The 24641-nt window shown below is 33.5% G+C and carries 23 protein-coding genes; 19 read left to right on the top strand and 4 right to left on the bottom strand.

Annotation, left to right across the window (positions count from 1 at the left end):
- The first annotated feature begins 1 nt into the window (after nucleotide 1).
- The 3 genes from CKV65_RS02570 to CKV65_RS02560 all read left to right on the top strand — a co-directional run bounded on the left by CKV65_RS02570 (nucleotide 2) and on the right by CKV65_RS02560 (nucleotide 2829).
- The gene (locus CKV65_RS02570) at nucleotides 2–1030 is read left to right on the top strand and encodes a S66 peptidase family protein (RefSeq protein WP_231922699.1); all 1029 of its coding nucleotides are present in this window, start codon (nucleotides 2–4) and stop codon (nucleotides 1028–1030) included.
- Between the two features lie 65 nt (nucleotides 1031–1095).
- Nucleotides 1096–1434, top strand: a complete 339-nt coding sequence (locus tag CKV65_RS02565; RefSeq protein WP_027890839.1) for a hypothetical protein — start codon at nucleotides 1096–1098, stop codon at nucleotides 1432–1434.
- 108 nt (nucleotides 1435–1542) lie between these two features.
- Nucleotides 1543–2829, top strand: a complete 1287-nt coding sequence (locus CKV65_RS02560; protein ID WP_027890838.1) for a purple acid phosphatase family protein — start codon at nucleotides 1543–1545, stop codon at nucleotides 2827–2829.
- Nucleotides 2830–2892: 63 nt separating this feature from the next.
- On the opposite strand, the gene CKV65_RS02555 is transcribed toward CKV65_RS02560, so the two are convergent.
- On the bottom strand, nucleotides 2893–3306 hold the full coding sequence (locus CKV65_RS02555; RefSeq protein WP_027890837.1) for a C-GCAxxG-C-C family (seleno)protein: 414 nt from the start codon (nucleotides 3304–3306) through the stop codon (nucleotides 2893–2895).
- Between the two features lie 266 nt (nucleotides 3307–3572).
- Here CKV65_RS02555 and CKV65_RS02550 point away from each other — a divergent pair, with 266 nt between their 5' ends.
- The 6 genes from CKV65_RS02550 (at nucleotide 3573) to uvrA (ending at nucleotide 11421) form a co-directional block, all read left to right on the top strand.
- Nucleotides 3573–4544: an alpha/beta hydrolase gene (locus tag CKV65_RS02550; RefSeq protein WP_027890836.1), complete on the top strand. Its 972-nt coding sequence runs from the start codon at nucleotides 3573–3575 to the stop codon at nucleotides 4542–4544.
- A 172-nt stretch (nucleotides 4545–4716) separates the two neighbouring features.
- A complete protein-coding gene (locus CKV65_RS02545) occupies nucleotides 4717–5649 on the top strand; it encodes an ABC transporter permease (RefSeq protein ID WP_027890835.1) in 933 nt (310 codons plus the stop codon).
- 17 nt (nucleotides 5650–5666) lie between these two features.
- Complete coding sequence (locus CKV65_RS02540) at nucleotides 5667–6560, top strand: ABC transporter permease (protein WP_051177666.1); 894 nt, start codon at nucleotides 5667–5669, stop codon at nucleotides 6558–6560.
- A 14-nt stretch (nucleotides 6561–6574) separates the two neighbouring features.
- Nucleotides 6575–7561: an ABC transporter ATP-binding protein gene (locus CKV65_RS02535; protein WP_027890833.1), complete on the top strand. Its 987-nt coding sequence runs from the start codon at nucleotides 6575–6577 to the stop codon at nucleotides 7559–7561.
- Nucleotides 7561–8514: an ABC transporter ATP-binding protein gene (locus CKV65_RS02530; protein ID WP_027890832.1), complete on the top strand. Its 954-nt coding sequence runs from the start codon at nucleotides 7561–7563 to the stop codon at nucleotides 8512–8514. Before CKV65_RS02535 ends, CKV65_RS02530 begins: the two co-directional genes overlap by 1 nt.
- Before the next feature lie 60 nt (nucleotides 8515–8574).
- Nucleotides 8575–11421 carry an excinuclease ABC subunit UvrA gene (gene uvrA, locus CKV65_RS02525; protein WP_027890831.1) on the top strand — a complete coding sequence of 949 codons (2847 nt, stop codon included), beginning with the start codon at nucleotides 8575–8577 and terminating at the stop codon, nucleotides 11419–11421.
- A gap of 63 nt (nucleotides 11422–11484) precedes the next feature.
- On the opposite strand, the gene CKV65_RS02520 is transcribed toward uvrA, so the two are convergent.
- Nucleotides 11485–12216 (bottom strand): sulfite exporter TauE/SafE family protein, encoded by a 732-nt coding sequence (locus CKV65_RS02520; protein ID WP_027890830.1) that lies wholly within the window; start codon nucleotides 12214–12216, stop codon nucleotides 11485–11487.
- Between the two features lie 199 nt (nucleotides 12217–12415).
- Between CKV65_RS02520 and CKV65_RS02515 the strand changes: the two genes are divergently transcribed.
- The 3 genes from CKV65_RS02515 to CKV65_RS02505 all read left to right on the top strand — a co-directional run bounded on the left by CKV65_RS02515 (nucleotide 12416) and on the right by CKV65_RS02505 (nucleotide 15136).
- Nucleotides 12416–13285: an aldose 1-epimerase family protein gene (locus tag CKV65_RS02515; RefSeq protein WP_036254984.1), complete on the top strand. Its 870-nt coding sequence runs from the start codon at nucleotides 12416–12418 to the stop codon at nucleotides 13283–13285.
- A 59-nt stretch (nucleotides 13286–13344) separates the two neighbouring features.
- Nucleotides 13345–14727 (top strand): glycoside-pentoside-hexuronide (GPH):cation symporter, encoded by a 1383-nt coding sequence (locus CKV65_RS02510; protein WP_027890828.1) that lies wholly within the window; start codon nucleotides 13345–13347, stop codon nucleotides 14725–14727.
- 163 nt (nucleotides 14728–14890) lie between these two features.
- Nucleotides 14891–15136 (top strand): GntR family transcriptional regulator, encoded by a 246-nt coding sequence (locus tag CKV65_RS02505; protein WP_027890827.1) that lies wholly within the window; start codon nucleotides 14891–14893, stop codon nucleotides 15134–15136.
- 28 nt (nucleotides 15137–15164) lie between these two features.
- Here CKV65_RS02505 and CKV65_RS02500 read toward each other — a convergent pair whose 3' ends face one another.
- Entirely contained in the window at nucleotides 15165–16058 is an 894-nt protein-coding gene (locus CKV65_RS02500; RefSeq protein ID WP_157738442.1) for an IS3 family transposase, read from the bottom strand.
- Nucleotides 16013–16525 (bottom strand): helix-turn-helix domain-containing protein, encoded by a 513-nt coding sequence (locus CKV65_RS02495; RefSeq protein ID WP_095197679.1) that lies wholly within the window; start codon nucleotides 16523–16525, stop codon nucleotides 16013–16015. The genes CKV65_RS02500 and CKV65_RS02495 overlap by 46 nt, the downstream gene beginning before the upstream one ends.
- Before the next feature lie 41 nt (nucleotides 16526–16566).
- Between CKV65_RS02495 and CKV65_RS02490 the strand changes: the two genes are divergently transcribed.
- The 7 genes from CKV65_RS02490 to dhaK all read left to right on the top strand — a co-directional run bounded on the left by CKV65_RS02490 (nucleotide 16567) and on the right by dhaK (nucleotide 24632).
- Nucleotides 16567–17100: a GntR family transcriptional regulator gene (locus CKV65_RS02490; RefSeq protein ID WP_231922698.1), complete on the top strand. Its 534-nt coding sequence runs from the start codon at nucleotides 16567–16569 to the stop codon at nucleotides 17098–17100.
- Nucleotides 17101–17244: 144 nt separating this feature from the next.
- Nucleotides 17245–18099 (top strand): class II fructose-bisphosphate aldolase, encoded by an 855-nt coding sequence (locus tag CKV65_RS02485; RefSeq protein ID WP_027889324.1) that lies wholly within the window; start codon nucleotides 17245–17247, stop codon nucleotides 18097–18099.
- A 34-nt stretch (nucleotides 18100–18133) separates the two neighbouring features.
- Nucleotides 18134–19315 carry a diphosphate--fructose-6-phosphate 1-phosphotransferase gene (locus tag CKV65_RS02480; protein ID WP_051177556.1) on the top strand — a complete coding sequence of 394 codons (1182 nt, stop codon included), beginning with the start codon at nucleotides 18134–18136 and terminating at the stop codon, nucleotides 19313–19315.
- A 29-nt stretch (nucleotides 19316–19344) separates the two neighbouring features.
- Nucleotides 19345–20676 carry a sugar isomerase gene (locus CKV65_RS02475; protein WP_027889323.1) on the top strand — a complete coding sequence of 444 codons (1332 nt, stop codon included), beginning with the start codon at nucleotides 19345–19347 and terminating at the stop codon, nucleotides 20674–20676.
- A gap of 111 nt (nucleotides 20677–20787) precedes the next feature.
- Nucleotides 20788–21690, top strand: a complete 903-nt coding sequence (locus CKV65_RS02470; protein WP_331715174.1) for an NAD(P)-dependent oxidoreductase — start codon at nucleotides 20788–20790, stop codon at nucleotides 21688–21690.
- Nucleotides 21691–21711: 21 nt separating this feature from the next.
- Nucleotides 21712–22851 (top strand): glycerol dehydrogenase, encoded by a 1140-nt coding sequence (locus CKV65_RS02465; protein ID WP_027889321.1) that lies wholly within the window; start codon nucleotides 21712–21714, stop codon nucleotides 22849–22851.
- A gap of 14 nt (nucleotides 22852–22865) precedes the next feature.
- Entirely contained in the window at nucleotides 22866–24632 is a 1767-nt protein-coding gene (dhaK, locus tag CKV65_RS02460; RefSeq protein WP_071601696.1) for a dihydroxyacetone kinase subunit DhaK, read from the top strand.
- Nucleotides 24633–24641 lie beyond the last annotated feature (9 nt).

Genomic DNA, 24641 nt, shown 5'->3' with positions numbered 1-24641 from the left:
ATTGAAATATATCGCAGAAGTCTTTTTTATATTGACGATGTTATTATTATCTACGACGACTATTTTTGCCAGTGAACAAAATAATGTGCTTAAAGGCACAGCTTTAAAACCGGGTGATTGTATCGGCATCGTTGCGCCAGCCTCTGGCATGGACGGCATGGATATTTCCATGGCTATAAATAAATTGCAAAGTTGGGGGTACAAAGTAAAATTATCGCCTAATTTATATCAACAAGCAGGTTATTTAGCTGGTGAAGATATACAGCGCGCAGCTGATTTAAATAATTTTTTCGCTGATGATGAAGTAGATGCCATTTTATGTCTGCGTGGCGGTTATGGCAGTGAACGAATTTTAGATTTATTGGATTATGAACTGATAAAACAACACCCTAAATTATTGATTGGCTACAGTGATATAACGGCACTTCATATGGCTTTATGGCAAAAATGTCATATGACGAGCGCGCACGGTGCTATGGTCATCGACATCAATGATAGTTCTTTAAATTACACGGACGAACAACTTCGCCATGGGCTTTCTTCTACGAATGTCAGTGAAGATGGACTTTTTCCTTTACCATACAATCAAAAATTAGAAGTTTTAAATGCAGGCGTAGCTGAAGGAACTTTAATCGGTGGCAATCTCAGTGTGATAGCTGCTCTTTGCGGCACACCATACGCTCTTGATAGTAAGGATTGTATTTTATTTTTAGAAGAAGTAGGTGAAGATTCCTATGCTATAGACCGCATGATGTGGCAACTTTGGCAAAGTGGTCTTTTGAAAAATGTTAAAGGCATGGTTATCGGCAATTTACGCCATTGTGAACCTACAAGTCCCAAACAATATGATTATTCTGTAAGACAAGTATTTGAACAGTACGCAAAACTCATGCAAGTACCTGTAATATACAATTTTCCAGTAGGTCATGGCAGTATTAATGGTTTTCTGCCGTTAGGTGTAAAAGCGAAAATAAATGCAGATAATACTAATCCTCAATTGATTATTGAAGAAAATTATGCTCAAAATTAAGTGCTTCATGATATAATATTTTTTTGCAAGCTATAGAATATATTATATTGAAAGGATTTGATTAAATGTTACCTTTAAATTCTCAAAAAGCAATGTTTTCAGCAGAAGAAACGGCTGTCATTCGCTTTGCTTTAAACATTTTTCTTCAAACTGATTTTTCAGGACTCACTTCTAAGCAGGAAGAAACGAAGGCTAAAAACTCAGCTAAAGAAATTATTGATAAAATAACAGCTAATATAAACGATTTTAAATTTAGAGAACTTTGTGTTATGGCTGGAGCTGTTGATAATATTATTTCATTGATTGATGATGGTGAAACTTTTGGCATAAGCAAAACTCAACTCGATAATTGTAAATTCTTTTTACCATCTGTTAAACAAAAATTAATTGAACTCGTGAAATAAATTTCCCCTTTTGATTGACATGAAGTAAACTCTAAATGTTATAGTATACACAAATCTTATTTTATTATTTATATAAATAAACGATTACTATAACAATGAGGTGATTTCATGAAAAAATGGATTATAGGTTTAGTTGTCATCATTATTATAGCAATAGTTGCAATCATGAATTATGCACCGCTAAAAAATAAAGTAATGCAACAATTTTTTGCAACGAAGGTATATGCACTGTTAAATGATGACGAGGTTATGAACCTGCATCAAGTTATTACAAAAGATAGCTCTAATAGTAGAACTGTAATGTGGCAGTCTTTAAATGACCGCGATGATTTTATTTTGGAATATGGCACTGATGAAGAAGGCGATTTGACAACTGTTTCGCCACAAAAATCCGTGCTGAATATTGATGATAAACAAATTTATATCTACAGTGTTTATTTAAATGATTTGACGCCAAATACCGCGTATAAATATCGCGTAGGTTATGCCGATAGCCGTACAAATTGGCATGATTTAAAAACGGCAGATAAAGATAATAACAATTTTAAAGTGTTAATCTTCCCAGACTCTCAATCAAATGATTATACTGATTGGAAAAATGTAGCTATGAATGCTTGGCAACAAAATCCTGATAGCAATTTCTTCATCAATATGGGCGATTTAGTTGACAATGGTTATGATTTATCACAGTGGAATGCTTGGTTTAATAGCGTAGAAGCAATGAATACACAAATACCTGTAGCACCAGTTCAAGGCAATCATGAATTTTACACTACTGAATGGGAAGTAGATTTGCCGATTGCATATGATAAATTCTTTGATTTACCATCTAATGGCACGGATAAATATAAGAATTTATATTATTCTTTTGATTATGGTGATGTTCATTTCACTGTACTCAATACACAAGATGATGAAATCAAAGAATATGAACCGAATTTATTACAAGATGAAATCGATTGGCTTCGCCAAGATTTAGCTTCTACAACGAAAAAATGGAAAATTGTCTTAATGCACCGCGATGTTTTAAATTACAGTCGCAATGCGGCACCGCTTGATGGCATAAGCTTTTCTCGCCATGGTGAAACATTCATGCCTATTTTCGATGAGTACAATGTTGATGCTGTGCTTACAGCTCATTTGCATACTTATCGCAGACGCGTACCAATTCGCGATTTTGCCGCTAATGATAACGGCACATTGTATATACTGACTGGTATTGCTGGAAATGTTCGTTATCCTAATCTTTGGCACAGAAATCTGCTTGATGCTTATGTTCCACCGCAACCAGAAACGGATAATTATATTGTGATGGATGTAAATGATGATAGCATAACATTTAATACGTATTTGCCAGATAATACACAAATTGATACAGTAACTTTACAGAAATAAATAAAAAACAATCTATGCTGAATAAATACTAGCATAGATTGTTTTTTTTATTTTCATTTATTTTTATTTAGTTTGTTTATCTTTTTCATATTCATTTATAACTTCTTCTAATACTTCAGCAGCTGTAGTAACTGTATTTAAACAAGCAACTTCTTTTGAATAAAATTTTGCTTTAATTTGCGCACATAAGCGAGAAGAAAATTTTGTTTGAAAAGCTCTAACTAATTTTAACATGATTGGTCTTAAATCAGCGCATTCATGTGCCTTTGTTTCAATATATTTACTAGATATCACGCAAGCTGAACCACTAAGAGCGCCACAGATGTCGCCAACTTGCAAGCCACCACCAAATGCTCCTGTCATGCGAAAAGCTTTTTCCTCAAGACCTAAATTGTAATATTCATTGCCGGCACGAGTGATGCTTTCAGCACAATTATAACCTTGTTTATAATATTGGGCAGCTAAATCTTTTAACATAAAAACTCTCCTTTATCAAAATAATCCATTGTACAAATTATTCATACAATAAGTAATATATACAATATGTAATATTATACTATTTTAGTTTTATTTTACAACATAGCGTTATTTTAACCACTTAACAAAATACCTTTTAGGCATAACACAGAATAAAAATAAGGTATTTGCTATTTTATTTTTAAAAAATTACAATAAAAATAAGAAAATATTAAGATTAAAAATACAATCATGAAATTCAATATAAATAAATGGAGGTTAAAATAATGGAAAACAATTTAAATTTAACTGATAAATGGGATAAAACTTTTCCTCAGAGTGATAAAGTAAATCATCGCAAAGTTACTTTTCATAATCGCTACGGTATAACTTTAGCGGCTGACCTTTATGAACCAAAAGATGCACAGGAAAAACTTCCTGCTATTGCTGTTTGTGGACCTTTCGGTGCAGTAAAAGAACAAGCTTCTGGTCTTTATGCTCAAATCATGGCTGAAAGAGGTTTTTTGACAATCGCATTTGACCCGTCTTTTACAGGTGAAAGCGGTGGTAGTCCAAGATATGTAGCATCACCAGATATCAATACAGAAGATTTTCAAGCCGCTGTCGATTTCCTTTCTGTACAGGATAATGTAAATCCAGAAAAAATTGGCATAATCGGTATTTGCGGTTGGGGCGGATTGGCAATCAATGCTGCTTCTGTTGATACTAGAATTAAAGCAACTGTTGCTTGCACGATGTACGATATGTCTCGCGTCACTGCCAACGGTTATTTTGATGCTGAAAACAGTGAACAAGCTCGCTATGAAAAACGCAAAGCTTTAAATGCTCAGCGCACTGAAGATTATAAAAATGGAAACTATGCGCTTGCTGGTGGTGTGCCAGATAAATTGCCTGAAGATGCACCATTTTTTGTCAAAGATTATTTTGATTATTATAAGACAAAACGCGGTTACCATGAACGTTCTTTGAATTCTAATGGTGGCTGGAATGTAACATCTTCTCTATCCTTTATCAATATGCCAATAATGCAATACATTTCTGAAATTCGCAATGCTGTATTAATCATTCATGGCGAAAAAGCACATTCTTGCTATTTCAGCAAAGATACGTATAAAAAATTAAAAGGCGATAATAAAGAACTCATGCTTATCCCTAATGCTGTTCATACGGATTTATACGATAGAGTAGATATAATTCCTTTTGATAAAATAGAAGATTTCTTCAATAAAAATATGTGAAATTTAAATACATCAGATAAATAAATACAGCTAAATTTTAGAGATTATGATAAAAGAGTACCTCTTGTCATAATCTCTTTTTTTATGGCGAAATATAAAAAATCCGTTGCTTGCGTAATGAGTTTTTCACTCTTATAATAAGTTTTGTATCATAATTTGAGGAGGGAGATTTTTGTTAGCTTATATTATAAAACGTATCTTCAATGCAGTAATAGTATTATGGGTTGTAACGACTATTACTTTCTTTCTAATGCATGCTATTCCTGGCGGGCCGTTTACTGTAGAAAAATCTTTACCGCCAATAGTTCAACAGAGCATTGAAGAGCGATATAAATTGAATGACCCACTTTATAAACAATATAGTGATTATCTGACGAATTTAATACAAGGCGATTTAGGCCCTTCATTTAAATATCCGGGACGCAGTGTCAACGATATCATAAAAGATGGTTTTCCTGTATCATTTCAATTAGGTATGGAAGCCGTTTTAATCGCTATTATCATCGGTATTCCTGCTGGAATAATCGCCGCTATAAATCAAGGAAAATGGCAAGACCATGCCGTCAATTTCTTCACGACTTTAGGGGTTGCTGTGCCTAGTTTTGTCGTGGCAGCACTGCTCATCTATGTATTATCTACGAAATTACATCTATTACCTTCGGCAATGTGGGAAGGTTGGCAGTATCAAATTATGCCAGCGTTGGCGCTGTCTGGTATGCCTACATCTTTTATCGCACGCCTCACTCGTTCTAGTATGCTTGATGTTTTAGGGCAAGATTATATAAAGACAGCTCGTGCCAAAGGTTTATCTCGTTTCACTGTTTTATTTAAGCACGCTTTGCCTAATTCATTAATTCCTGTTGTCACGTATGCTGGACCGATGACGGCTGGCATTTTAACAGGAAGTTTTGTCATTGAAAATATTTTTGCAATTCCAGGCTTAGGTCAATATTTTGTAACGAGTATTTACAATCGCGATTATACAGTTATTCTAGGTGTAACGATTTTTTATAGTATTATCATAATCGTATTGAATATGATAGTGGATTTGATTTATCCATTTTTAGACCCACGTATAAAACTCGGTGGCGGAAAGGGTGAATAAAATTGCTTAATAAAGATATGTTCGCTCCATTAGAGCGTGAAATAATCGAGGTGCAAAAACAGACTGAAACATTAGGTTATTGGCAAGATGCTTGGCTTCGTTTGAAGAAAAATAAAATGGCTACATTGGGTTTAGCCATCATTTTAATATTGATTTTAGCAGCCATATTTGTGCCGATATTTTCTGTTCATACCTATGATGAACAAAATTTGATGCTGCCTAATCAATCGCCGAGTTTTGAACATTGGTTCGGTACGGATAATCTCGGTCGTGATATTTTCATACGCGTATTGTACGGTGCGAGAATTTCACTTGCTATAGGTATTGTTGCAAGCCTTATAAATTTCTTTATCGGTGTAATTTATGGCGGAATATCTGGATTTTTTGGTGGTAAAGTAGACCGAATAATGATGAATATTGTCGATATTTTATATAGCATACCGACTCTTTTATATGTAATTTTATTGATGGTGGTATTAAAACCGGGACTTACTAATATATTCATTGCACTTGGTATCGGTTATTGGTTACAGATGGCAAGAATTGTGCGCGGTCAAATCTTAGCTTTAAAGCAACAGGAATTTGTCTTGGCGGCACGTTCTATCGGAGCAAGCAAGACAAGAATTTTATTGCGTCATTTAATCCCAAACACAATGGGAGCAATTGTCGTAACGATGACGCTTGCTATACCAGATGCTATATTTACAGAAGCATTTTTAAGCTTTATCGGACTTGGCGTATCTGCACCGATGGCAAGTTGGGGCGTATTGGCATCAGAAGGTATCAATAATATCAGAGCATACCCTTTTCAACTGTTCTTTCCTGCGGCGGCAATCAGTATTACTATGTTAGCTTTTAATTTCTTAGGCGATGGTCTGCGTGATGTATTAGACCCTAAAATGCGCCGTTGATATGAGGTGATTTTATGTTATTGCAAGTGAAAAATTTAGCCGTTTCTTTTTCCACTTATCGTGGCAAAGTAAAAGCAGTGCGCGATGTAAGTTTTTCTGTCGATGAAGGGAAAACCATCGGCATTGTAGGTGAATCTGGTTGCGGTAAATCTGTCACCTCACACGCTATCATGGGTCTTTTGCCACGCGAAAACAGCAAGATTGAACACGGTCAAATTACATTTAATGATAGAAATATCACTGATTTATCTGAAAAAGAAATGAATAAATTGCGCGGCAATGAAATTGCCATGATATTTCAAGACCCGATGACTTCATTAAATCCTGTTTTGACAATTGGTACGCAAATACAAGAAAGTTTATTTTTGCATAAGAAATTGACGAAACAACAAGCAAGACAGCGCGCTATTGAATTGTTAAAATTAGTTGGCATTCCTTCAGCCGAAATACGCCTTGATGATTATCCGCATCAATTCAGTGGTGGTATGCGTCAGCGCGTCATGATTGCCATGGCTTTGTCGTGTGAACCTAAACTTTTAATAGCTGATGAACCGACGACTGCACTTGATGTTACAGTACAAGCACAGATTTTAGATTTATTAAAGCAATTACAACGAAAAATGAATACAGCTATCGTATTGATTTCTCATGATTTAGGCGTAATTGCTAATTTATGCGATGATATCGCTGTGATGTACGCAGGTCAAATTGTTGAATACGGCAGTGCTGAGGATATTTTTTACAATACACATCACCCATACACAAAAGGTTTATTAAAATCTTTGCCACGCCTTACCGATAAAAAAGGTGAACCTTTATCGGTGATAGAGGGGCAACCACCTGATTTAAAACAAGATATAAATTTTTGCCCTTTTGCCATGCGTTGTGATAAAGCTATGCGAATTTGTGCAGCGCAAATACCAGCTGTTACACAGATAGGCAATCATCATTATGTAAAATGTTGGTTAGAGCATGAATTAGCACCAAAGGGGGAAGCTTGATGGCACTGTTAGAAGTAAAAAATCTATCAAAACATTTTGTAGTAGAACGTTCTTTTTGGGGCAAACCAACAAAAATCTTAAAAGCAGTAAATAATGTCAGCTTAAATATAGATGAAGGCGAAACACTTGGACTTGTAGGCGAATCTGGCTGTGGCAAATCGACAACAGGCAGAACGATTATGGGACTGTATAAACCGACAAGTGGAGAAGTGATTTTCAATGGTGAAAATATCTCAAAGCAAAATAAAATGCATAAAGACATTCAAATGATATTTCAAGACCCATACGCTTCATTAAACCCTCGCATGACAGTAGCGGATATAATTGGAGAACCACTGGAAATACACCATTTATATTCTTCATTAAATGAAAAAAATCGCCGTATTCATGAATTATTGTCTTTAGTAGGTCTTAGCCGAGAACAAGCCAATCGCTTTCCGCATGAATTTTCCGGTGGACAGCGCCAGCGCATTGGCATAGCTAGAGCTTTAGCGTGTGAGCCTAAGCTCATCATCTGCGATGAACCGATTTCTGCATTAGATGTATCTATTCAAGCTCAAGTTATAAATTTATTAGAAGAATTGCAACAGTATTTGGGACTTACTTATTTGTTTATCGCACATGATTTGGCAATGGTTCGCTATATCAGCCAAAAAGTAGCCGTAATGTATCTCGGCAGAATTGTCGAAATGGCTACGACAGAAGATTTATATGAAAATCCTCTGCACCCATATACAAAAGCACTACTATCGGCAATTCCAATACCAGACCCTAAAATAGAAAAAACAAAGCAACGCATACAATTAAAGGGTGAACTTCCCAATCCGTTAAATCCACCTACAGGTTGCCCGTTTAATACACGTTGCCCATATGCTAAAGATATATGTAAAAAAGAAAATCCCGAATTAAAAAATATAAATGGCAGATATATCGCTTGCCACTTATTTGAATGAAATACAATTTTACTAAATTAATATAGTTCATATTTAAATTGATTTAAAGGAGGCTTTCGTTTGTCAGGAGATATTTTTGTAAAAGGTGCGAGAGCACATAATTTAAAAAACATCGATGTAAAAATTCCACGTGATAAACTCGTTGTCATAACAGGTTTAAGTGGCAGTGGAAAATCTTCACTTGCTTTTGATACGATTTATGCAGAAGGACAGCGCCGTTATGTAGAATCATTATCTGCGTATGCCCGTCAATTTTTAGGTCAAATGGATAAGCCAGATGTCGACTATATCGAAGGCCTCTCACCAGCTATTTCTATAGACCAAAAAACGACGAGCCATAATCCGCGTTCAACAGTTGGTACAGTCACAGAAATTTATGATTACTTGCGTCTTTTATTTGCTAGAGTTGGTCATCCTCACTGCCCTAAATGCGGTAAGCCTATCACTCAACAGACAGTTGACCAAATGATAGATAATATTTTATCTTTGCCAGAGCGAACAAAACTATTGATAATGGCACAGATTGTGCGCGGTAAAAAGGGCGAACATAAAAAAATTCTCGAACAAATTCGCAAAGAAGGTTATGTACGCGTACGCATTGATGGTCAAATTGTAGATATCAATGAAGAAATTAATTTAGAAAAAAATAAAAAACACACGATTGAAGTAGTTGTTGACCGCCTCATAGTAAAAGATGGCATGCAACAGCGATTGGCTGATTCATTAGAAACAGCACTTGATATCGGTCAAGGCATTGTCTATGTTCAAATTGTCGATGGCGAATTATTGATGTTCAGTCAAAATTTTGCTTGCATTGATTGCGGTATAAGTTTACCAGAAATTGCGCCGCGAATGTTCTCTTTCAATAGCCCTTATGGTGCTTGTCCAGAATGTAGCGGACTTGGCAGTCATCAGCAATTTGATATTGATTTAGTAATGCCAGATAAAACATTAAGTCCATCGCAAGGATTATTTGCTCCATTATCAAAAAGTCCGACTTCTTATGCCATGGTACAGATTGAAGCAGTGCTAAAAAAATACGGCTATACACTCGATACTCCATGGAATGAAATCGATAAAAAAGTTCAAGATTATTTGTTGAACGGAACAGGTGAAGAACGCTTTAAGTATTCATATATAAATATGTATGACGAATACAAAGAATATTTTTCTCCGTTTGAAGGCGTGATGCCGATGTTGAACCGCCGTTATAAAGAAACAAATTCTGATGTGATGCGTGAAAGCTATGAAGCGTACATGAGCACTACGCCATGTCCAAAATGTAAGGGCGCACGCTTAAAACCAGAAATATTAGCGATTACTGTCGGTGGAAAAAATATCAAAGAAGTTACAGATATGACAATAGCTGAAGCAGATGAATTTTTCCACAATGTAAAATTCACAGAGCGCGAGCAACTCATCGCTAAGCAGATAATGAAAGAAGTACATGCGAGATTAGGTTTTTTAATCGATGTTGGCTTAGATTATTTAACATTATCACGAGCAGCTGGCACACTTTCAGGCGGTGAAGCACAGCGCATACGATTAGCTACACAAATCGGTTCAGGGCTTGTCGGTGTACTCTATATTTTGGACGAACCGAGCATTGGTTTACATCAGCGTGATAATAATAGATTGCTTGCAACGCTCAAACATCTTCGCGATTTAGGCAATACTTTAATTGTCGTTGAACACGATGAAGATACTATGTATGCTGCTGACCATATAATAGATATCGGTCCTAAAGCGGGAGCTGGTGGCGGTGAAGTTGTAGCACAAGGAACGGCGGAAGAAATAAAAAAATCTCTAAACTCCATTACAGGTCAATATCTCAGTCGTCGCAAATACATTCCTGTACCGCAAACTCGTCGCGCCGGCAATGGTAAATTCATTGAAGTCATCGGAGCAAAAGAAAATAATTTAAAAAATATTAATGTAAAATTTCCACTTGGTGTATTCACCGTAGTTACAGGCGTTTCTGGTTCGGGAAAATCCACTTTAGTAAATGAGATTTTATATAAAGGTCTAGCTGCAAAGCTCTATAATAGCAAAGGCAAACCGGGTAAACATAAAGAAATTAAAGGCATTGAAAATATAGATAAAATCATCAACATAGACCAATCACCTATCGGCAGAACACCGCGTTCTAATCCTGCAACGTATACAGGTGTATTCGATAGCATTCGCGAATTGTTCAGCCAAACAAATGAAGCGAAAATCAGAGGTTATAAACCTGGTCGTTTTAGTTTTAATGTCAAAGGTGGTCGCTGTGAAGCTTGTCATGGTGATGGCATCATTAAAATTGAAATGCACTTTTTGCCAGATGTTTATGTACCGTGTGAAGTTTGCAAAGGTGCAAGATACAATCGCGAAACATTAGAAGTAAAATATAAAGGCAAAACTATTTCTGATGTACTCAATATGACAGTGGATGAAGCGACTGTTTTCTTTGCCAATATACCGAAGATTTATCGCTATATGAAAGTCATTCAAGATGTTGGACTCGGTTATATTCAACTTGGACAGCCAGCAACAACTCTTTCAGGTGGGGAAGCACAAAGGGTTAAACTCGCTACTGAACTAGCTAAACGCAGCACAGGCAAGACACTGTATATTTTAGATGAACCGACGACAGGTTTGCATACAGCAGATATTCACCAACTTTTAAATGTATTGCAAAGATTAGTTGATGGCGGAGATACTGTTGTTGTAATCGAACATAATTTAGATGTCATAAAAACAGCTGATTATTTAATTGATTTAGGACCAGAAGGTGGCAATCGCGGTGGCACAGTAGTCGCCAAAGGAACACCTGAAGATATAGCCAAAGTGAAAAAATCATATACAGGTCAATTCTTAAAACCATTATTAGAAGAAGGTAAACGCCTCGCAAAACGCGATGCATGAAAAAAAGGCTTAAGTTTTAAACTTAAGCCTTTTTTTCTTAAATGAAGAGGGGTAAATATGTCATCAAATTGCACTATATAAAGTGTAAAGTGAGGAAAATAACAACATAACAAAAATTATACGATTAAACATTTTCTGCGAAAGATATGGAAATAATTTATTACCAAGCCATAAACCAACAAAGCAGAACGGTAATAAATAAATAGTTTGCTCAAAAGCAAATGAAAAATCTGTATTACCTATTAAAAATATAATGATTGCACTTACATTTGTTATAGCAAAATATGCTATACAAGTTGCTCGCATAGAAACTTTATCTCGTTTAGCATTAGCAAGATATAAAATAAGCGGTGGACCACCCATACTAGTAGCTGTTGTCAATATACCAGAGAGAAAACCTGCAACTGCTGTTTTTTTATCTGTTTCTTTTATAACTTTACGATTTAAATTCGATATAATCAAAAAAATCAAGATTGTAAGCCCGACAAATAATTTTAATGTATTATTTGGAGCAATTTGGAAAATAAATAACCCAACCGGTTGACCTATTATTGAACCAATGAATAATATCCACAAAAAATGTTTATCAATATTTTTATATAATGCCAAAGCAAAAAAAACATTAATTACAACACAGATGAGTTGAAGAATGAGTACGACTTGTTTAGGATCATATACCATTAAAAATAATGGTGTAGATACAATAGATAAACCAAAACCTGTCAATGATTGTATCATTGTTGAGCCAAAACCAATGAGAATAGCTAATATCAAATCTGAGGTAATCTCTGGCATAATATGCACCTCTATTCAGAAAATATATTTTATATTTTAAATTATAAACATAAAATCTATAACTTGTCAAATATAATTTTTTAAATATATCTTTAAAAATATATTTGACAAAAATTATTTTATAAGGTATGATGTACTTGTAAGTTTGAATTACACAAATTGTCAGTTTTATGAGAATTTAAACGAAAGGTGTGATATTATGACAAAATTGCAAAATGATAATATCGAATTAACGGTATCTAATCACGGTGCTGAAATACATAGTTTATTCGATAAAAGAACTTGTACAGAGTACATTTGGCAAGGTGACCCCACATATTGGCATTGGCATGGACCTATTTGCTTTCCTATTACAGGTAGAGTTCATGATGACACTTATACTGTTGATAAAAAACCATATCATTTAACAGTACATGGATTTGCAAGAGATTTTGATTTTAATTTGTTAAAAAAGACTGAAAATAATTTTATTTATGAATTAAAATATAGCGATGAAACTTTAAAAATCTATCCATATAAATTTTCCTTAAAAATAGAATATATTTTACAGTCCAATGGTGTTGAAGTTCTTTATTCTGTAGAAAATTTAGATGATAAAGACATTTATTTTGGTATTGGATTGCACACGGGATATAATTGTCCAATGGATAAAAATGATGATTTTGAAGATTATGAATTTATTTTAGAAAAAGAAGAAACATTATATCGTAATTTTTTAGAAAATGGCATTATGTCAAATAATACAGAACCTTTTTTACAAAATGAAAAAATAATTCCAGTAACAAAAGAATTATTTAAACGCGATATTATTTTTATGCAAAATGTACAATCCAAAAGCATTGTATTAAAAAGTAAAAAATCTAATAAAGCTATAAAAGTTTCTTATAAAAATTTTGACCACTTAGGTTTATGGACAAAACCTCAAGGAGCTCCATTTATTTGCATAGAACCATGGAAAGGTCTTGCTGATAAAAAAGATGTTCATGTAGATTTTTCTCAAAAAGATGGTAACAACTGCTTAAAACCATCAGAAACATTTAAATGTAGCTATAAAATAGAAATTCTTTGATTCTTAGATTTCTATTTAAAAATTAATAAAATATTTATTCAAAGGAGGACTCATTTATAATGGGCGATTTAGGGCAAGCAGTATCAACAACAAAGTTGAAACTCAAAGAAAAAATAGCTTACGGCTTAGGCGATGTCGGTAATAACTTTTTATTCGATTTAGGGCAAATTTATCTATTGAAATTTTATACTGACGTATTAGGACTTCCAGCAGTATGGGCAGGTTCCATATTCCTCGTAAGTAAGATTTTCGATGCTTTTGCAGATATGACAGTAGGTACAATTGTTGATTCGGGTAAATTTGGTAGTAAAAAACTTGGTAAATTTAGACCATTTATGATTTATGGTTTAATACCTTTAGCACTTTTAACTGTAGTATGTTTCACTAATCCAGATTTTTCAATTACTGGAAAATTAATTTTTGCATATGCTTCTTATATGTTATTCGGTTTATCTTATAGTATTGTAAACATTCCTTTTGGCTCTATGGCATCAGCAATGACACAAGACCCAATTGAACGTTCTCAACTAGCTGCTTTTAGACAAGCTGGTTCCAATACAGGTCTTTTAATTACAACTGTAGCATTTATGCCAATTGTTTTAATGTTTGACACTGAAGAACATGGTTACTTTGTAGCAGCATGTGTATTCGCAGTTGCTGGTGTTCTTGCTACATTATATTGTGCTTTAAATATTAAAGAACATGTTCAAATTGAACATAGAGCACATGAACGCGTACATTTAGGTAAAGCTTTTAGATCCATCTTAAAAAATACTCCACTTCTCGTTTTATGCCTTGTAAACTTATTTACATTCTCTGCTTTTAACGTAAAATTAGCAGTACAAGTTTACTATTGCCAATATATTTTAAATGATATGTCTATCATTCCTTATATGGGCTTCTTCAGTATTGGATGTGTATTCATCGGTGTAGCATTAGTAACTAAAGTCGTAAAATGGCTTGGCGGTAGAAAACAAACTTATATGTTTGGTTGTGCAGTATGGGCAATTGGTGATATCATCAACTATGTTTTTGTAACTGACCCAACAATGTTTATTGTATTCTCTTGTGTTGCATTCTTTGGTAGTTCTTTTGTAAACAGCTTAAACTGGGCACTCGTTGCTGATGCTGTAGAATTTGGTGAATGGAAAACTGGCGTCAGAGCCGAAGGTATCATTTATTCCTTCTTCACATTCTTCCGTAAATGTTCCCAGGCTGTTGCAGGTTTCGTTCCTGGTCTTGTTCTTACATTAGTAGGTTATGTACCAAATGCTGTACAAAGCGCAAGTGCTCTTGGCGGTATTAAAGGTTTAATGTTCATTTATCCAGGTGTATTAGCTATCGCAACAATTATTGTTATGGGCTTCTGCTATAAATTAAATGAACAAAAATTCAGAGAAATATTATTTGATTTACAAAAAAGAAAAAATCAACAAGCATAAATAAAACAATTACAATGGACTAAATAACATTTTCCTACAATAAAATTATCTTAATCAAAAATTTGTGGTAAAATAATAAGATAAATTATATAGAAGATAATAGTATAGTAATCATAATAAGAAATCATTTTATAGTTAATTTTGTTGTAAGGAGATTTTGACAATGGCTTTTAGTAAATCAGCCCCTATTCAATTACATTATCAGTTGGCAAATGAACTTAGAAATTATATACAAAGCGGTACTTGGAATATTGGAGATTTATTTCCTACTGACCGTGAAGTCATGGAAAAATATAATGTCAGTGCAACTACCGTACGTAGAGCAATTAAACAACTAGTAAACGAAGGTTGGATTGAAAGACGACCTGGAAAAGGTACTTTCATAAAAAAAGAACCGATAAAAGAATGATATGCACCCAAAATATTGGACATATTAATTAAGCTACTAATTGAGACTTAGTTCTGTATTCTACGGGACTAAGTCCTTTTAGTTTTATCTTTATCCGTTTTGTATTATAATATTTTATATAAGATTTTAACTCTTTTATAAAATATTCAACGGATTTAAATTTTTTTAAATAGAATAATTCGCTTTTTAGCAAACCAAAGAAATTTTCTATTACGGCATTATCTAAGCAATTTCCTTTTCGGCTCATGCTTTGGATAATGCCTTTTTCTTTTAATAACTTCTGATATCTTCTATTCTGATACTGCCATCCTTGGTCTGAATGTAGAATTATTCCTTTTGTTTCTTTTATCTTTCTTGTTGCATCTTCTACCATATCTAATACTTGCTTTAGTATTGGTCTTTTCGATATTTTATAACTTATTATTTCTCCGTTATATAAATCTATTATTGGTGATAAATATATTTTTTCATTACATAATGCAAATTCTGTTACATCTGTTGCCCATTTTTCGTTTGGTTTTGATGCTTTGAAATTTCTATTTAATATATTTTTGGCTATTTTCCCTTCTTGCCCTCTATATGATTTATATTTCTTTGCTCTTACTTTACATGTTAAATTTTCTTCTTTCATCAATCTCATAACTACTTTATGATTGACTTTTATTCCTTGTTTATGCAGCTGCAAAGTTACTCTTCTATATCCATATCTTCCATGATTTTTATTACAAATATTATGAATTAATGTTTTTAATCCTTTATATTTGTCTTCTTTTGATAATTTTTTTAATGCATCATAATATGTGCTTTTAGCTAATTTTGTATAGTTTAATAGGGCTTTTAGAGTATATTTTTTCCTTAATTTAGCAATTACTAAAACTAGTGTCTTCCTTCCTTTTCCCATTGCTTCATTAAGGCATGCCACTTTTTTAATAGGTCATTTTCCATCCTTAATTGATAATTTTCTTGTTCCAATTGTTCAACATAAGAAAGTTCTTTTTTAGGTTTGTTAACCTTATTTTTAGATTTAGATTTTTTCATAGATGGTCTACCTCGTTTCTTAGCAAGCAAACCAGAAAATCCATAAGAACGATACAACTTTTCCCATGTAGAAATTGTACCAGTATTAGGAATGGAAAATTTGGCTGCTGTTTGATTTAATGATAAATGATGTAGCCATTTATATTCAATAACTTTTTGCTTAAAGATAGGAGTATATTTACGATTTTTATGAAGAAGTTGTGAAATGCCACCATTTTCATAATGAAATATCCATCTGCGAAGAGAAGCTGTATTTGGCATGTTTAGAATTTTAGCTACATGATAAATAGAATCTCCTTTTAAAACCATTTTAATTGCTTTAACTTTAAATTCATTTGAGTATTTAGTCATAAAAAAACTGCACCTCCAAAAGTTGTTTTTTTGTCCAACTTTTGGGGTGCAGTTCAGAAGAATTAGGGCATTTGACAGGGTTTTTTGAAGAAATGACGAATAAGGGATTTGTACCAAATGCAGAGATTTTGGAAATAAAAGAAGTTATCGTAAACGATGCAGTCTTAAAAGAATTTCCAGAGTTAAAACGCTTAAATGAAGATAAATTAATGCTTATAAAAAAGCTCCATAAAATAAACGATAAAAAACTCGTATATGTAAATAGTTTTTGGACTTTAGAATACGGAAAAGAATTAGCAAAATATGATTTATCTAATACAGGTGTTTATGAAATTGCCAATAGGTTTTTAAATGTTCAATTAACAAGAGCAGAAGAAACCATATCTGCTAAAGCTGCTACTAAAGAAGAAGCTGAGCTCTTAGATATAAAAAAAGGTGAGCCTGTTTTATTGATGGAAAGATTAACATATCAAAATGATACACCAATTGAATATGCTTATAATGTGTATAGAGCAGATAGATATCGTTATAATATAGTTCTGCATAAAAACCAAATAGATAAAGAATGGCAATGATAATACTAGTTTAATAAATAGGTATAGGTTCTCTTATATTCAATTATAAGGAAACCTATACCATAAAATATATCTTGAAAAATATATTCTAAACGTTATATAATATTAATATAAAAAGTAATACTCAAATAGGAGGTTTTTGTAATGGCTTTAGTATCATTAAAAGAAATTTTAAGTCTTCAAAAAGAAAAAGGTGCTGTAGGAGCTTTCAGTACATATGATTTATTCAGTGCTCAAGGTATCATTGCAGGTGCAGAAAAAGTAAATATGCCTGTAATTCTCATGATTGGTAGTGCTGTACTCAGCAAACCTGGTAATGAAGAAATCGGTGCTCTCATGGTTAAATTGGCTAAAGAAGCTAAAGTACCAGCAGCAGTATTTCTTGATCATTCAAAAACATTTGAACTTTGTATGAAAGCTATTCAAATTGGTTTTAGTGCTGTAATGATTGATGGTTCTTATTTACCTTTTGAAGAAAACGTAGCTCTTACTAAAAAAGTTGTAGAAGCAGCTCATGCTGTAGGCGTTTCTGTTGAAGCTGAAATCGGTGCTTTGGCTGGTATTGAAGATGGTGAAGCTGTTGCTGATGCTAAGGTTACAAATCCAAAAGATGCTGCTGAATTTGCTAAACTCACAAATGTAGATGCTTTAGCTCTTTCTATCGGCAATGCTCATGGCTTATACAAAGGTGTTCCTCATTTACATTATGAAGTATTAGAAGAAACTGCTAAATTAATCGATACTCCACTTGTTTTACATGGAGGAACAGGTCTTTCTAAAGAACAGTTTGCTAAATGTATTGATTTAGGTGTTAAAAAAGTTAATATCGGTACAGAAATAAAACGTTCTTTCATGGACACATTCACAGCAGTACACATGGAAAATAAAGAAGCTTATGATTTCATCGGTGCTCCACAAAAAGCAAAAGCAGCTGTTGCTAAAACAGTAGAAGAAAATCTTACATTCTTTGCACAAGATTGGAAAAATAATTTAAAATAAAAGTTTGATTTAAATAGAATGAGGTTAATCTAAGATGGCAGCTAATGTCAATAAAATTGAAAAAATAGCAGTTGTCCAAACTGGTGGTTGTAGTGCTGTTATAAATTCTACACTAGCTGGTATTATAGACAATACACAAAAAAATAAATTAAAAATCTATGGTTTATTAAATGGATTTGAAGGGTTATTAAAAGATAAAATTATCGATTTGTCTAATTTGACAAATGATGAATTAACTAGACTTAGAAATACTCCAGCGATGTTTTTAGGTTCTAGTCGTATGTTTTTAACAGCAGAAATTTTTGCAGCTATTCCTCAAAAATTACAGGAAAAAGGTATTGATACCTTAATTATGATTGGCGGTAATGGTACAATGTACGCCGCTAAAGTAATCAGCGAATCAGCTGAAAAACAAAATATAAATTTAACAGTTATTGGTTCTCCAAAAACTGTAGATAATGATATGTTTGGTATTGAATACAGTCCTGGATTTGGTAGTGCTGCTAAATATATCGCTCAAGCTGTTAGAGATATAAGCATTGATTTAGAATCAATGAAAACATTTGAACAAGTCAGAATTATGGAAGTTATGGGACGTAGCGTAGGTTGGTTAGCAGCAGCTAGTGCTTTAGCAAAAAGAAAAGCAGATGGTGCTCCACATTTAATTTATCTACCAGAATATGATTTTGACGAAAATGAATTTTTATCTGAAGTAAAACGAGTTTATGAAGAAAAAGGTTTTGTCGTAGCAGTTGTTGGTGAAGGCATTCATGACAAAAATGGTTGTTCCATCGGTGAAAATCCTTTTGCTGATGTAAAACAAGCTAATAAAACATTTGATGGTGCTTCAACTTATTTAGCAAATTTAGTACATGAAAAATTAGGACTAAAAGCTAGAGCTCAAAACCTTACTATGGCTCAGAGATGTTTCGGTGCATTACGTTCTACTGTTGATGAAGAACGTGCTTATAAAATAGGTTTTGTAACTATATCAGCATTAATGGATGGTCATAAATCAGAAATGGTTGCATTATCTGATAATAATGTCGACTATTACACCATTGCATTAAGCGATGTTGGTGGAAAAGAAAAGAAAGTTCCAGTTGAATTCTATGATGTAACAACAAAACAAGTTACAAAAGATTTCATTGATTGGTTAGTACCAATTACTGGAGAATTTAAAGATAACTATTTATCTTTGGATGACATAAACTAAAATTTCATAAAAAAAGGAGTGTATATATTATGGCAATTAAAGCAGTTTTCGTTCCTCTTGCTAGAACTACATTTTATATGCCTAGTGCAGAAGAAAATTTTTCTAAATCTGTACAGCTTTTAAAAAATATTTTTGAAAATATCAAAGTTCCAGATAGTTTAATTACTGAACCATCTGATTTAAGTAAATATCTAGATGAAGTTTCCGAACCAGATTTAATCATTTATCAATGTACAACATTTATAGGTTCTGAATTTATGTATGAAATCATGCGTAAATCTAAATGTCCTGTACTCATTTGGGCTACAAGAGAACCTTCTATTGATGGTACACGATTAAAATTAAATTCATTAACAGGTGCTTTTTCTGCAGGAAATAGTGTATATACACAAAATAGAGATTTTGATTTTATTTTTGGCAATCCTGATGAAGACAGTGTTGTTGAAAGCTTAACAAAATACAATAAAGCAATTACTTTAATAAATTCTTTAAAAGAATTAATTATTGGTGTAGTAGGCAATCAACCAGCAGGATTTGGTTTTGGTAATGTAAATGAAACAGATTTAATCGGTACTTTAGGTAGTCGTGTTGCTCGTATTGAAGCTGCTGCTATTATGGACATGGCTAAAAATTATACAAAAGAAGAAGTTGCTGAAGATTTAGCTGAATTAAATGCTTGCACAATCAATACAAATATTCCAGATGAAAATATGGAAAAATATGCTCGTTTACACAAAGCATTTAAAACTTTTGTTGATGAAAACAATATTGGTGCTTTAGCATCTCGTTGTTGGCCAGATTTCTTCACTGGTTTTGGTGCTCCTGTTTGCGCTGTATTATCCATCTTAAACGATAATAATATTGCAGCATCTTGCGAAACAGATATTGGTGGAGCAATCAGCATGTTTATCGGTAGTAAGCTTACTGAACAAGCAACATATTTCGGTGACCCTGTAGCAATCGATGAAGAATGCGATAGCATTGTATATTGGCATTGCGGTGCTGGTGCTAGTACTTTAGCTAATAAATCTTGCGGTGCAAAACTCGGTGTTCATCCTAATCGTAAAATCGGCCCTGTTATGGATTTTGGTTTAAAATCTGGTGAAGTAACTGTAATAAGATTAGGCAAAGACCAAAACGGCTATAGAATGTTTATGTATAAAGGTGAAGCATTAGACGAACCTCAAAAATTCTATGGTACATCTGTAACAGTAAAACCACAAGGTGGCAAAGCTGCTGAATATGTTAAAAAATTCGTTAATGATGGTTGGGAACCTCATTTTGTAGTTGTATATGGAGATATTACAAAAGAAATTGAAATTATGTGTAAACTTCTCAAAATACGACTTTTCAAATATTAATAAATAAGTTATAAGTTAACTGAACAATTATAAAAATAATTTATTTGCAATAATTAGTAAACAACAATATTACTCCAAATCAATAATCTAAAAATCATAAATTAATACTCAATTATTAACTTTAGAAAATATATTTCGAAGGAGAAAAATATCATGAAAATTGGTTATATCGGATTAGGCTTAATGGGTGGTCCTTTAGCTAGAAATTTAATTCGTGCAGGTAAAGAAGTTATCGCATTTGATTTGAATAAAGAACATATTGAAAGAACATTAGCTGCTGGTACTACAGGAGTTGGCGCTAACTCTGCTGATGATTTAGCTGATTGTGACGTTGTATTTACAAGCCTTCCTATGCCAGCACATATTAAATCTACAATGCTCGGCGAAAATGGTTTATTAAGCAAAATGAAACCTGGTAGTGTTTATATTGATGTAAGCACAATTGACCCACAAACAGCAGAAGAATTAGAAAATTTTGCAGCACAAAAAGGTATTGGCTTTATGGGTTGCCCACTTGGTAAAGGCCCTGCACAAGCAGAAAAAGCTGAACAACCAATTTTTGCTGGTGGTAAAAAAGAAACTTTTGAAAAAGTAAAAGAAATTTTAGAAATTGTAGGTTCTCCTGTATATTATATGGGCGGTGCTAAACAAGCTTATGCTTTTAAGTTAATCAGTAATATGGTAGGTATGACAGACCTCGCTGTTTTATCTGAAGGTATGCGTCTTTGTGAAAAAGCTGGTATTGATGGAGAATTATTCCAAAAATTATTAGCTGATACTGGTGCAGATTCCGCACAACTTCATATGAGAGGACCATTAATGCTTGCAGGAGATTATGCAAATCGTTTTGGTGTAAAACTTGCACTCAAAGATGTTCGCCTCGGTTGTGAAATGGGTGATGCTTGGGGATTCGATGCAGCTTTTACAAAACTTGCTAAATCTTATTTTGAAAAAGCTGATGAAGCTGGTTATGGTATGGAAGACTGCGTAGCTGTTTATAAAATTATTAAATAATAAAAAAGAAGGTATTTTATAATGAGAAAAGCATTTATTTGTCCTACAAAATATGTTCAAGGTGAAAATGAACTTTTAAATTTAGGTTACTTTGTATCCACTTATGGAAAAACAGCATTACTTATTGCTCATCCTGATGATATTGCACGTGTTCAAGATAAACTTGATAAAACAGCTGAAAAATTTGGAGTAAAATTTGTTACTAGCTCCTTCTGTGGTCAATGTTCTCGCCAAGAAGTTGCAAGACTTCAAGAAGTAGCTAAAGAAAATAAATGTGATTGTACTATCGGCCTTGGTGGCGGTAAAGCTATTGATACAGCTAAATGCGTAGCTCAAGGCGATGCATTAATTATCGTTCCAACAATCGTAGCAACAGATGCTCCTACTAGCCATTCTGCAGTATTATATACACCAGATGGAGCTTTTGATGATTATGCATATTTCAAACAAAGCCCAAGTGTTATTTTAATTGATACTACAGTTATTGCTAATGCTCCTGTTCGTTTCCTTGTTTCTGGTATGGGTGATGCACTTTCTACTTATTTTGAAGCACGCGCAACTACTAGAGCTTTTGCTAATGTAAATGCTGGTCTTCCTTGCGGTTATCGTGAAGGTCTTTGTGGTCCAGCAAAATCCACAAACGCAGCATTTATCTTTGCTAAAACTTGCTATGAAATGTTATTAGAAAACGGCGTAAAAGCAAAACAAGCTTGCGAATGCAATAAAGTAACTCAAGCTTTAGAAAATATAATTGAAACAAATGTTCTTTTATCTGGCATTGGTTTTGAAAGTGGCGGTTTAGCAGCTGCACATGCTATTCATGATGGTTTAACTATTCTTGAAGGTAGCCATAAATATATGCATGGTGAAAAAGTTGCTTTTGGTACTATTATTCAACTCGTTTTAGAAAATGCTCCAAAAGAAGAACTTTATGAAGTTCTTGATTTCTGCTTAGCTGTTGGCCTTCCTGTATGTCTCGAAGATATCGGTGTAGATACAATTACTGATGAAGAATTAATGCAAGTAGCTGAAAAATCTTGCATTCCTGAAGAATCCATTCATTCTATGCCATTCCCTATTACTATTGAAGAAGTTGCTGCAGCAATTATTACAGCAGATAAAGTTGGTAAAGATTATAAATTAAGCAAAATGTCTAAATAATAAGGATAGATTTTATGAAAAAAATAATTAATAAACCAGAAACAGTCGTAAAAGAAATGTGTAGAGGTTTCGTTTTAGCTAACCCTACTCTTGAATTTATCGATAAATATAAAATAGTAAAGAAAAAAAATATAAATAAAAATAAAGTAAGCTTAATCAGTGGTGGCGGTAGCGGTCACGAACCAGCTCATGCTGGATTTGTCGGCAAAGGTATGCTTGATGCAGCTGTGTGTGGAGATGTTTTTGCATCTCCTTCACAAGTACAAGTTTATCAAGCTATTAAATCTACAAAAAGCGATAAAGGCACATTGTTAATTATTAAAAATTACAGTGGCGACATGATGAACTTCCAAAGCGGTGCATACTTAGCAGAAATGGACGGCATAAAAGTTGATTATGTAAAAGTTGAAGATGATATCGCTGTACAAGATAGCTTATATACTGTAGGCCGTCGTGGTGTTGCTGGAACTGTATTTGTACACAAAATTGCAGGTGCAGCTGCAGAAAAAGGTCTTGATTTACCTGAAGTAAAACGCATCGCACAAAAAGCTGCTGATAATGTAAGAAGCTTAGGTTTTGCACTTACTTCTTGTACTGTACCAGCTAAAGGAACACCTACTTTTGATATTAACGAAGATGAAATTGAATTTGGTGTAGGTATTCACGGAGAACCTGGTATTAAACGTGAAAAAATTTCTACAGCAGATGAATTATCTGCAAGAATTGTAGACGCTATTTCTAAAGACTTAAAATTAGCAGAAAATGATGAAGTAGCAGTTTTAGTAAATGGTTTCGGTGCAACACCTTTAATGGAACTCAATTTAATGAACTATGCTGTAACTAAAGAATTAGCTGCTAAAAATATAAAACCAGTTCGTATTATCATTGGTAATTACATGACAAGTATTGATATGGCTGGTGCTTCCGTTTCAATTTTAAAATTAGATGATGAATTAAAATCTTATTTAGTAGCAGAAGTAGATGCACCATCTTTAAAAATTTCTGCTGATGAACAAGATGTAAATATTCAAGACATCTTAGCTATAAACGAAAACAACAACGCTAAAGAAGTATCTTTCAATGTAGAAACTGATTCAAGTTATGCTGATGTATACAACAATAAAATTTCATTAAATAATATGATATATATTGTTGATAAAATGAGCGAAATTATCATTAAAAACGAAGTTCCATTCTGTGAATTAGACTCTCATGCAGGTGATGGAGACTTTGGTATGAGTGTTGCTAAAGGGTTCAAAGAATTAAAACGCCAATGGCATGAAGTTTTAGCTCAAGCAAAAGATATCGGTTCCTTCTTAGAAGCTTGCTCTATGGTTATCATGGAATATTGTGGTGGTGCTTCTGGTCCTGTTTGGGGATTTGCATTTAAAACTGCTGGCAAACGCTGTGAAGGAAAACAAGAAATTTCTGTAGCTGAATTTGCACAAATGATGCAAGGTGCTGTAGATGGTATACAAGATGTTGGTAAACGTGCTTTCGGTAGAGGAGCTGTCGTTGGAGATAAAACTTTAATTGATGCATTAGTTCCTTGCGCTGATATGTGGAAAGAAGCTGTAAAATACAACTGCAATATGCAAAATGCTTTTGAAAATGGTGCTAAAGCAGCTGTTGAAGGTGCAGATAAAACTAAAGAAATCGTAGCACGTATGGGAAGAGCTGGTACTGTAGGCGAAAGAAGTATCGGTTACCCTGATGCTGGTGCATATGCTTTAGGTGTTATATTTACAGAACTTACTAATAGTCTTAATTTTAAAGCATAATAAAAAAGG

This window comes from Megamonas hypermegale (assembly GCF_900187035.1).
GTDB lineage: Bacteria > Bacillota > Negativicutes > Selenomonadales > Selenomonadaceae > Megamonas > Megamonas hypermegale.
Note: the sequence above shows the minus strand (reverse complement) of the source record. Positions and strands in the feature narration are given on the sequence as shown.

What these genes read in the sequence shown, in the direction of transcription:
- CKV65_RS02530 (WP_027890832.1), top strand. Translation starts at nt 7,561, where the DNA reads ATGGCACTGTTAGAAGTAAAAAATCTATCAAAACATTTTGTAGTAGAA.
- CKV65_RS02555 (WP_027890837.1), bottom strand. Translation starts at nt 3,306, where the DNA reads ATGTTAAAAGATTTAGCTGCCCAATATTATAAACAAGGTTATAATTGT.
- CKV65_RS02505 (WP_027890827.1), top strand. Translation starts at nt 14,891, where the DNA reads ATGGCTTTTAGTAAATCAGCCCCTATTCAATTACATTATCAGTTGGCA.
- CKV65_RS02535 (WP_027890833.1), top strand. Translation starts at nt 6,575, where the DNA reads ATGTTATTGCAAGTGAAAAATTTAGCCGTTTCTTTTTCCACTTATCGT.
- CKV65_RS02565 (WP_027890839.1), top strand. Translation starts at nt 1,096, where the DNA reads ATGTTACCTTTAAATTCTCAAAAAGCAATGTTTTCAGCAGAAGAAACG.
- CKV65_RS02475 (WP_027889323.1), top strand. Translation starts at nt 19,345, where the DNA reads ATGGCAATTAAAGCAGTTTTCGTTCCTCTTGCTAGAACTACATTTTAT.
- CKV65_RS02510 (WP_027890828.1), top strand. Translation starts at nt 13,345, where the DNA reads ATGGGCGATTTAGGGCAAGCAGTATCAACAACAAAGTTGAAACTCAAA.
- CKV65_RS02540 (WP_051177666.1), top strand. Translation starts at nt 5,667, where the DNA reads ATGTTCGCTCCATTAGAGCGTGAAATAATCGAGGTGCAAAAACAGACT.
- CKV65_RS02560 (WP_027890838.1), top strand. Translation starts at nt 1,543, where the DNA reads ATGAAAAAATGGATTATAGGTTTAGTTGTCATCATTATTATAGCAATA.
- CKV65_RS02480 (WP_051177556.1), top strand. Translation starts at nt 18,134, where the DNA reads ATGGCAGCTAATGTCAATAAAATTGAAAAAATAGCAGTTGTCCAAACT.
- CKV65_RS02550 (WP_027890836.1), top strand. Translation starts at nt 3,573, where the DNA reads ATGGAAAACAATTTAAATTTAACTGATAAATGGGATAAAACTTTTCCT.
- CKV65_RS02495 (WP_095197679.1), bottom strand. Translation starts at nt 16,525, where the DNA reads ATGACTAAATACTCAAATGAATTTAAAGTTAAAGCAATTAAAATGGTT.
- CKV65_RS02515 (WP_036254984.1), top strand. Translation starts at nt 12,416, where the DNA reads ATGACAAAATTGCAAAATGATAATATCGAATTAACGGTATCTAATCAC.
- dhaK (WP_071601696.1), top strand. Translation starts at nt 22,866, where the DNA reads ATGAAAAAAATAATTAATAAACCAGAAACAGTCGTAAAAGAAATGTGT.
- CKV65_RS02465 (WP_027889321.1), top strand. Translation starts at nt 21,712, where the DNA reads ATGAGAAAAGCATTTATTTGTCCTACAAAATATGTTCAAGGTGAAAAT.
- CKV65_RS02485 (WP_027889324.1), top strand. Translation starts at nt 17,245, where the DNA reads ATGGCTTTAGTATCATTAAAAGAAATTTTAAGTCTTCAAAAAGAAAAA.
- CKV65_RS02520 (WP_027890830.1), bottom strand. Translation starts at nt 12,216, where the DNA reads ATGCCAGAGATTACCTCAGATTTGATATTAGCTATTCTCATTGGTTTT.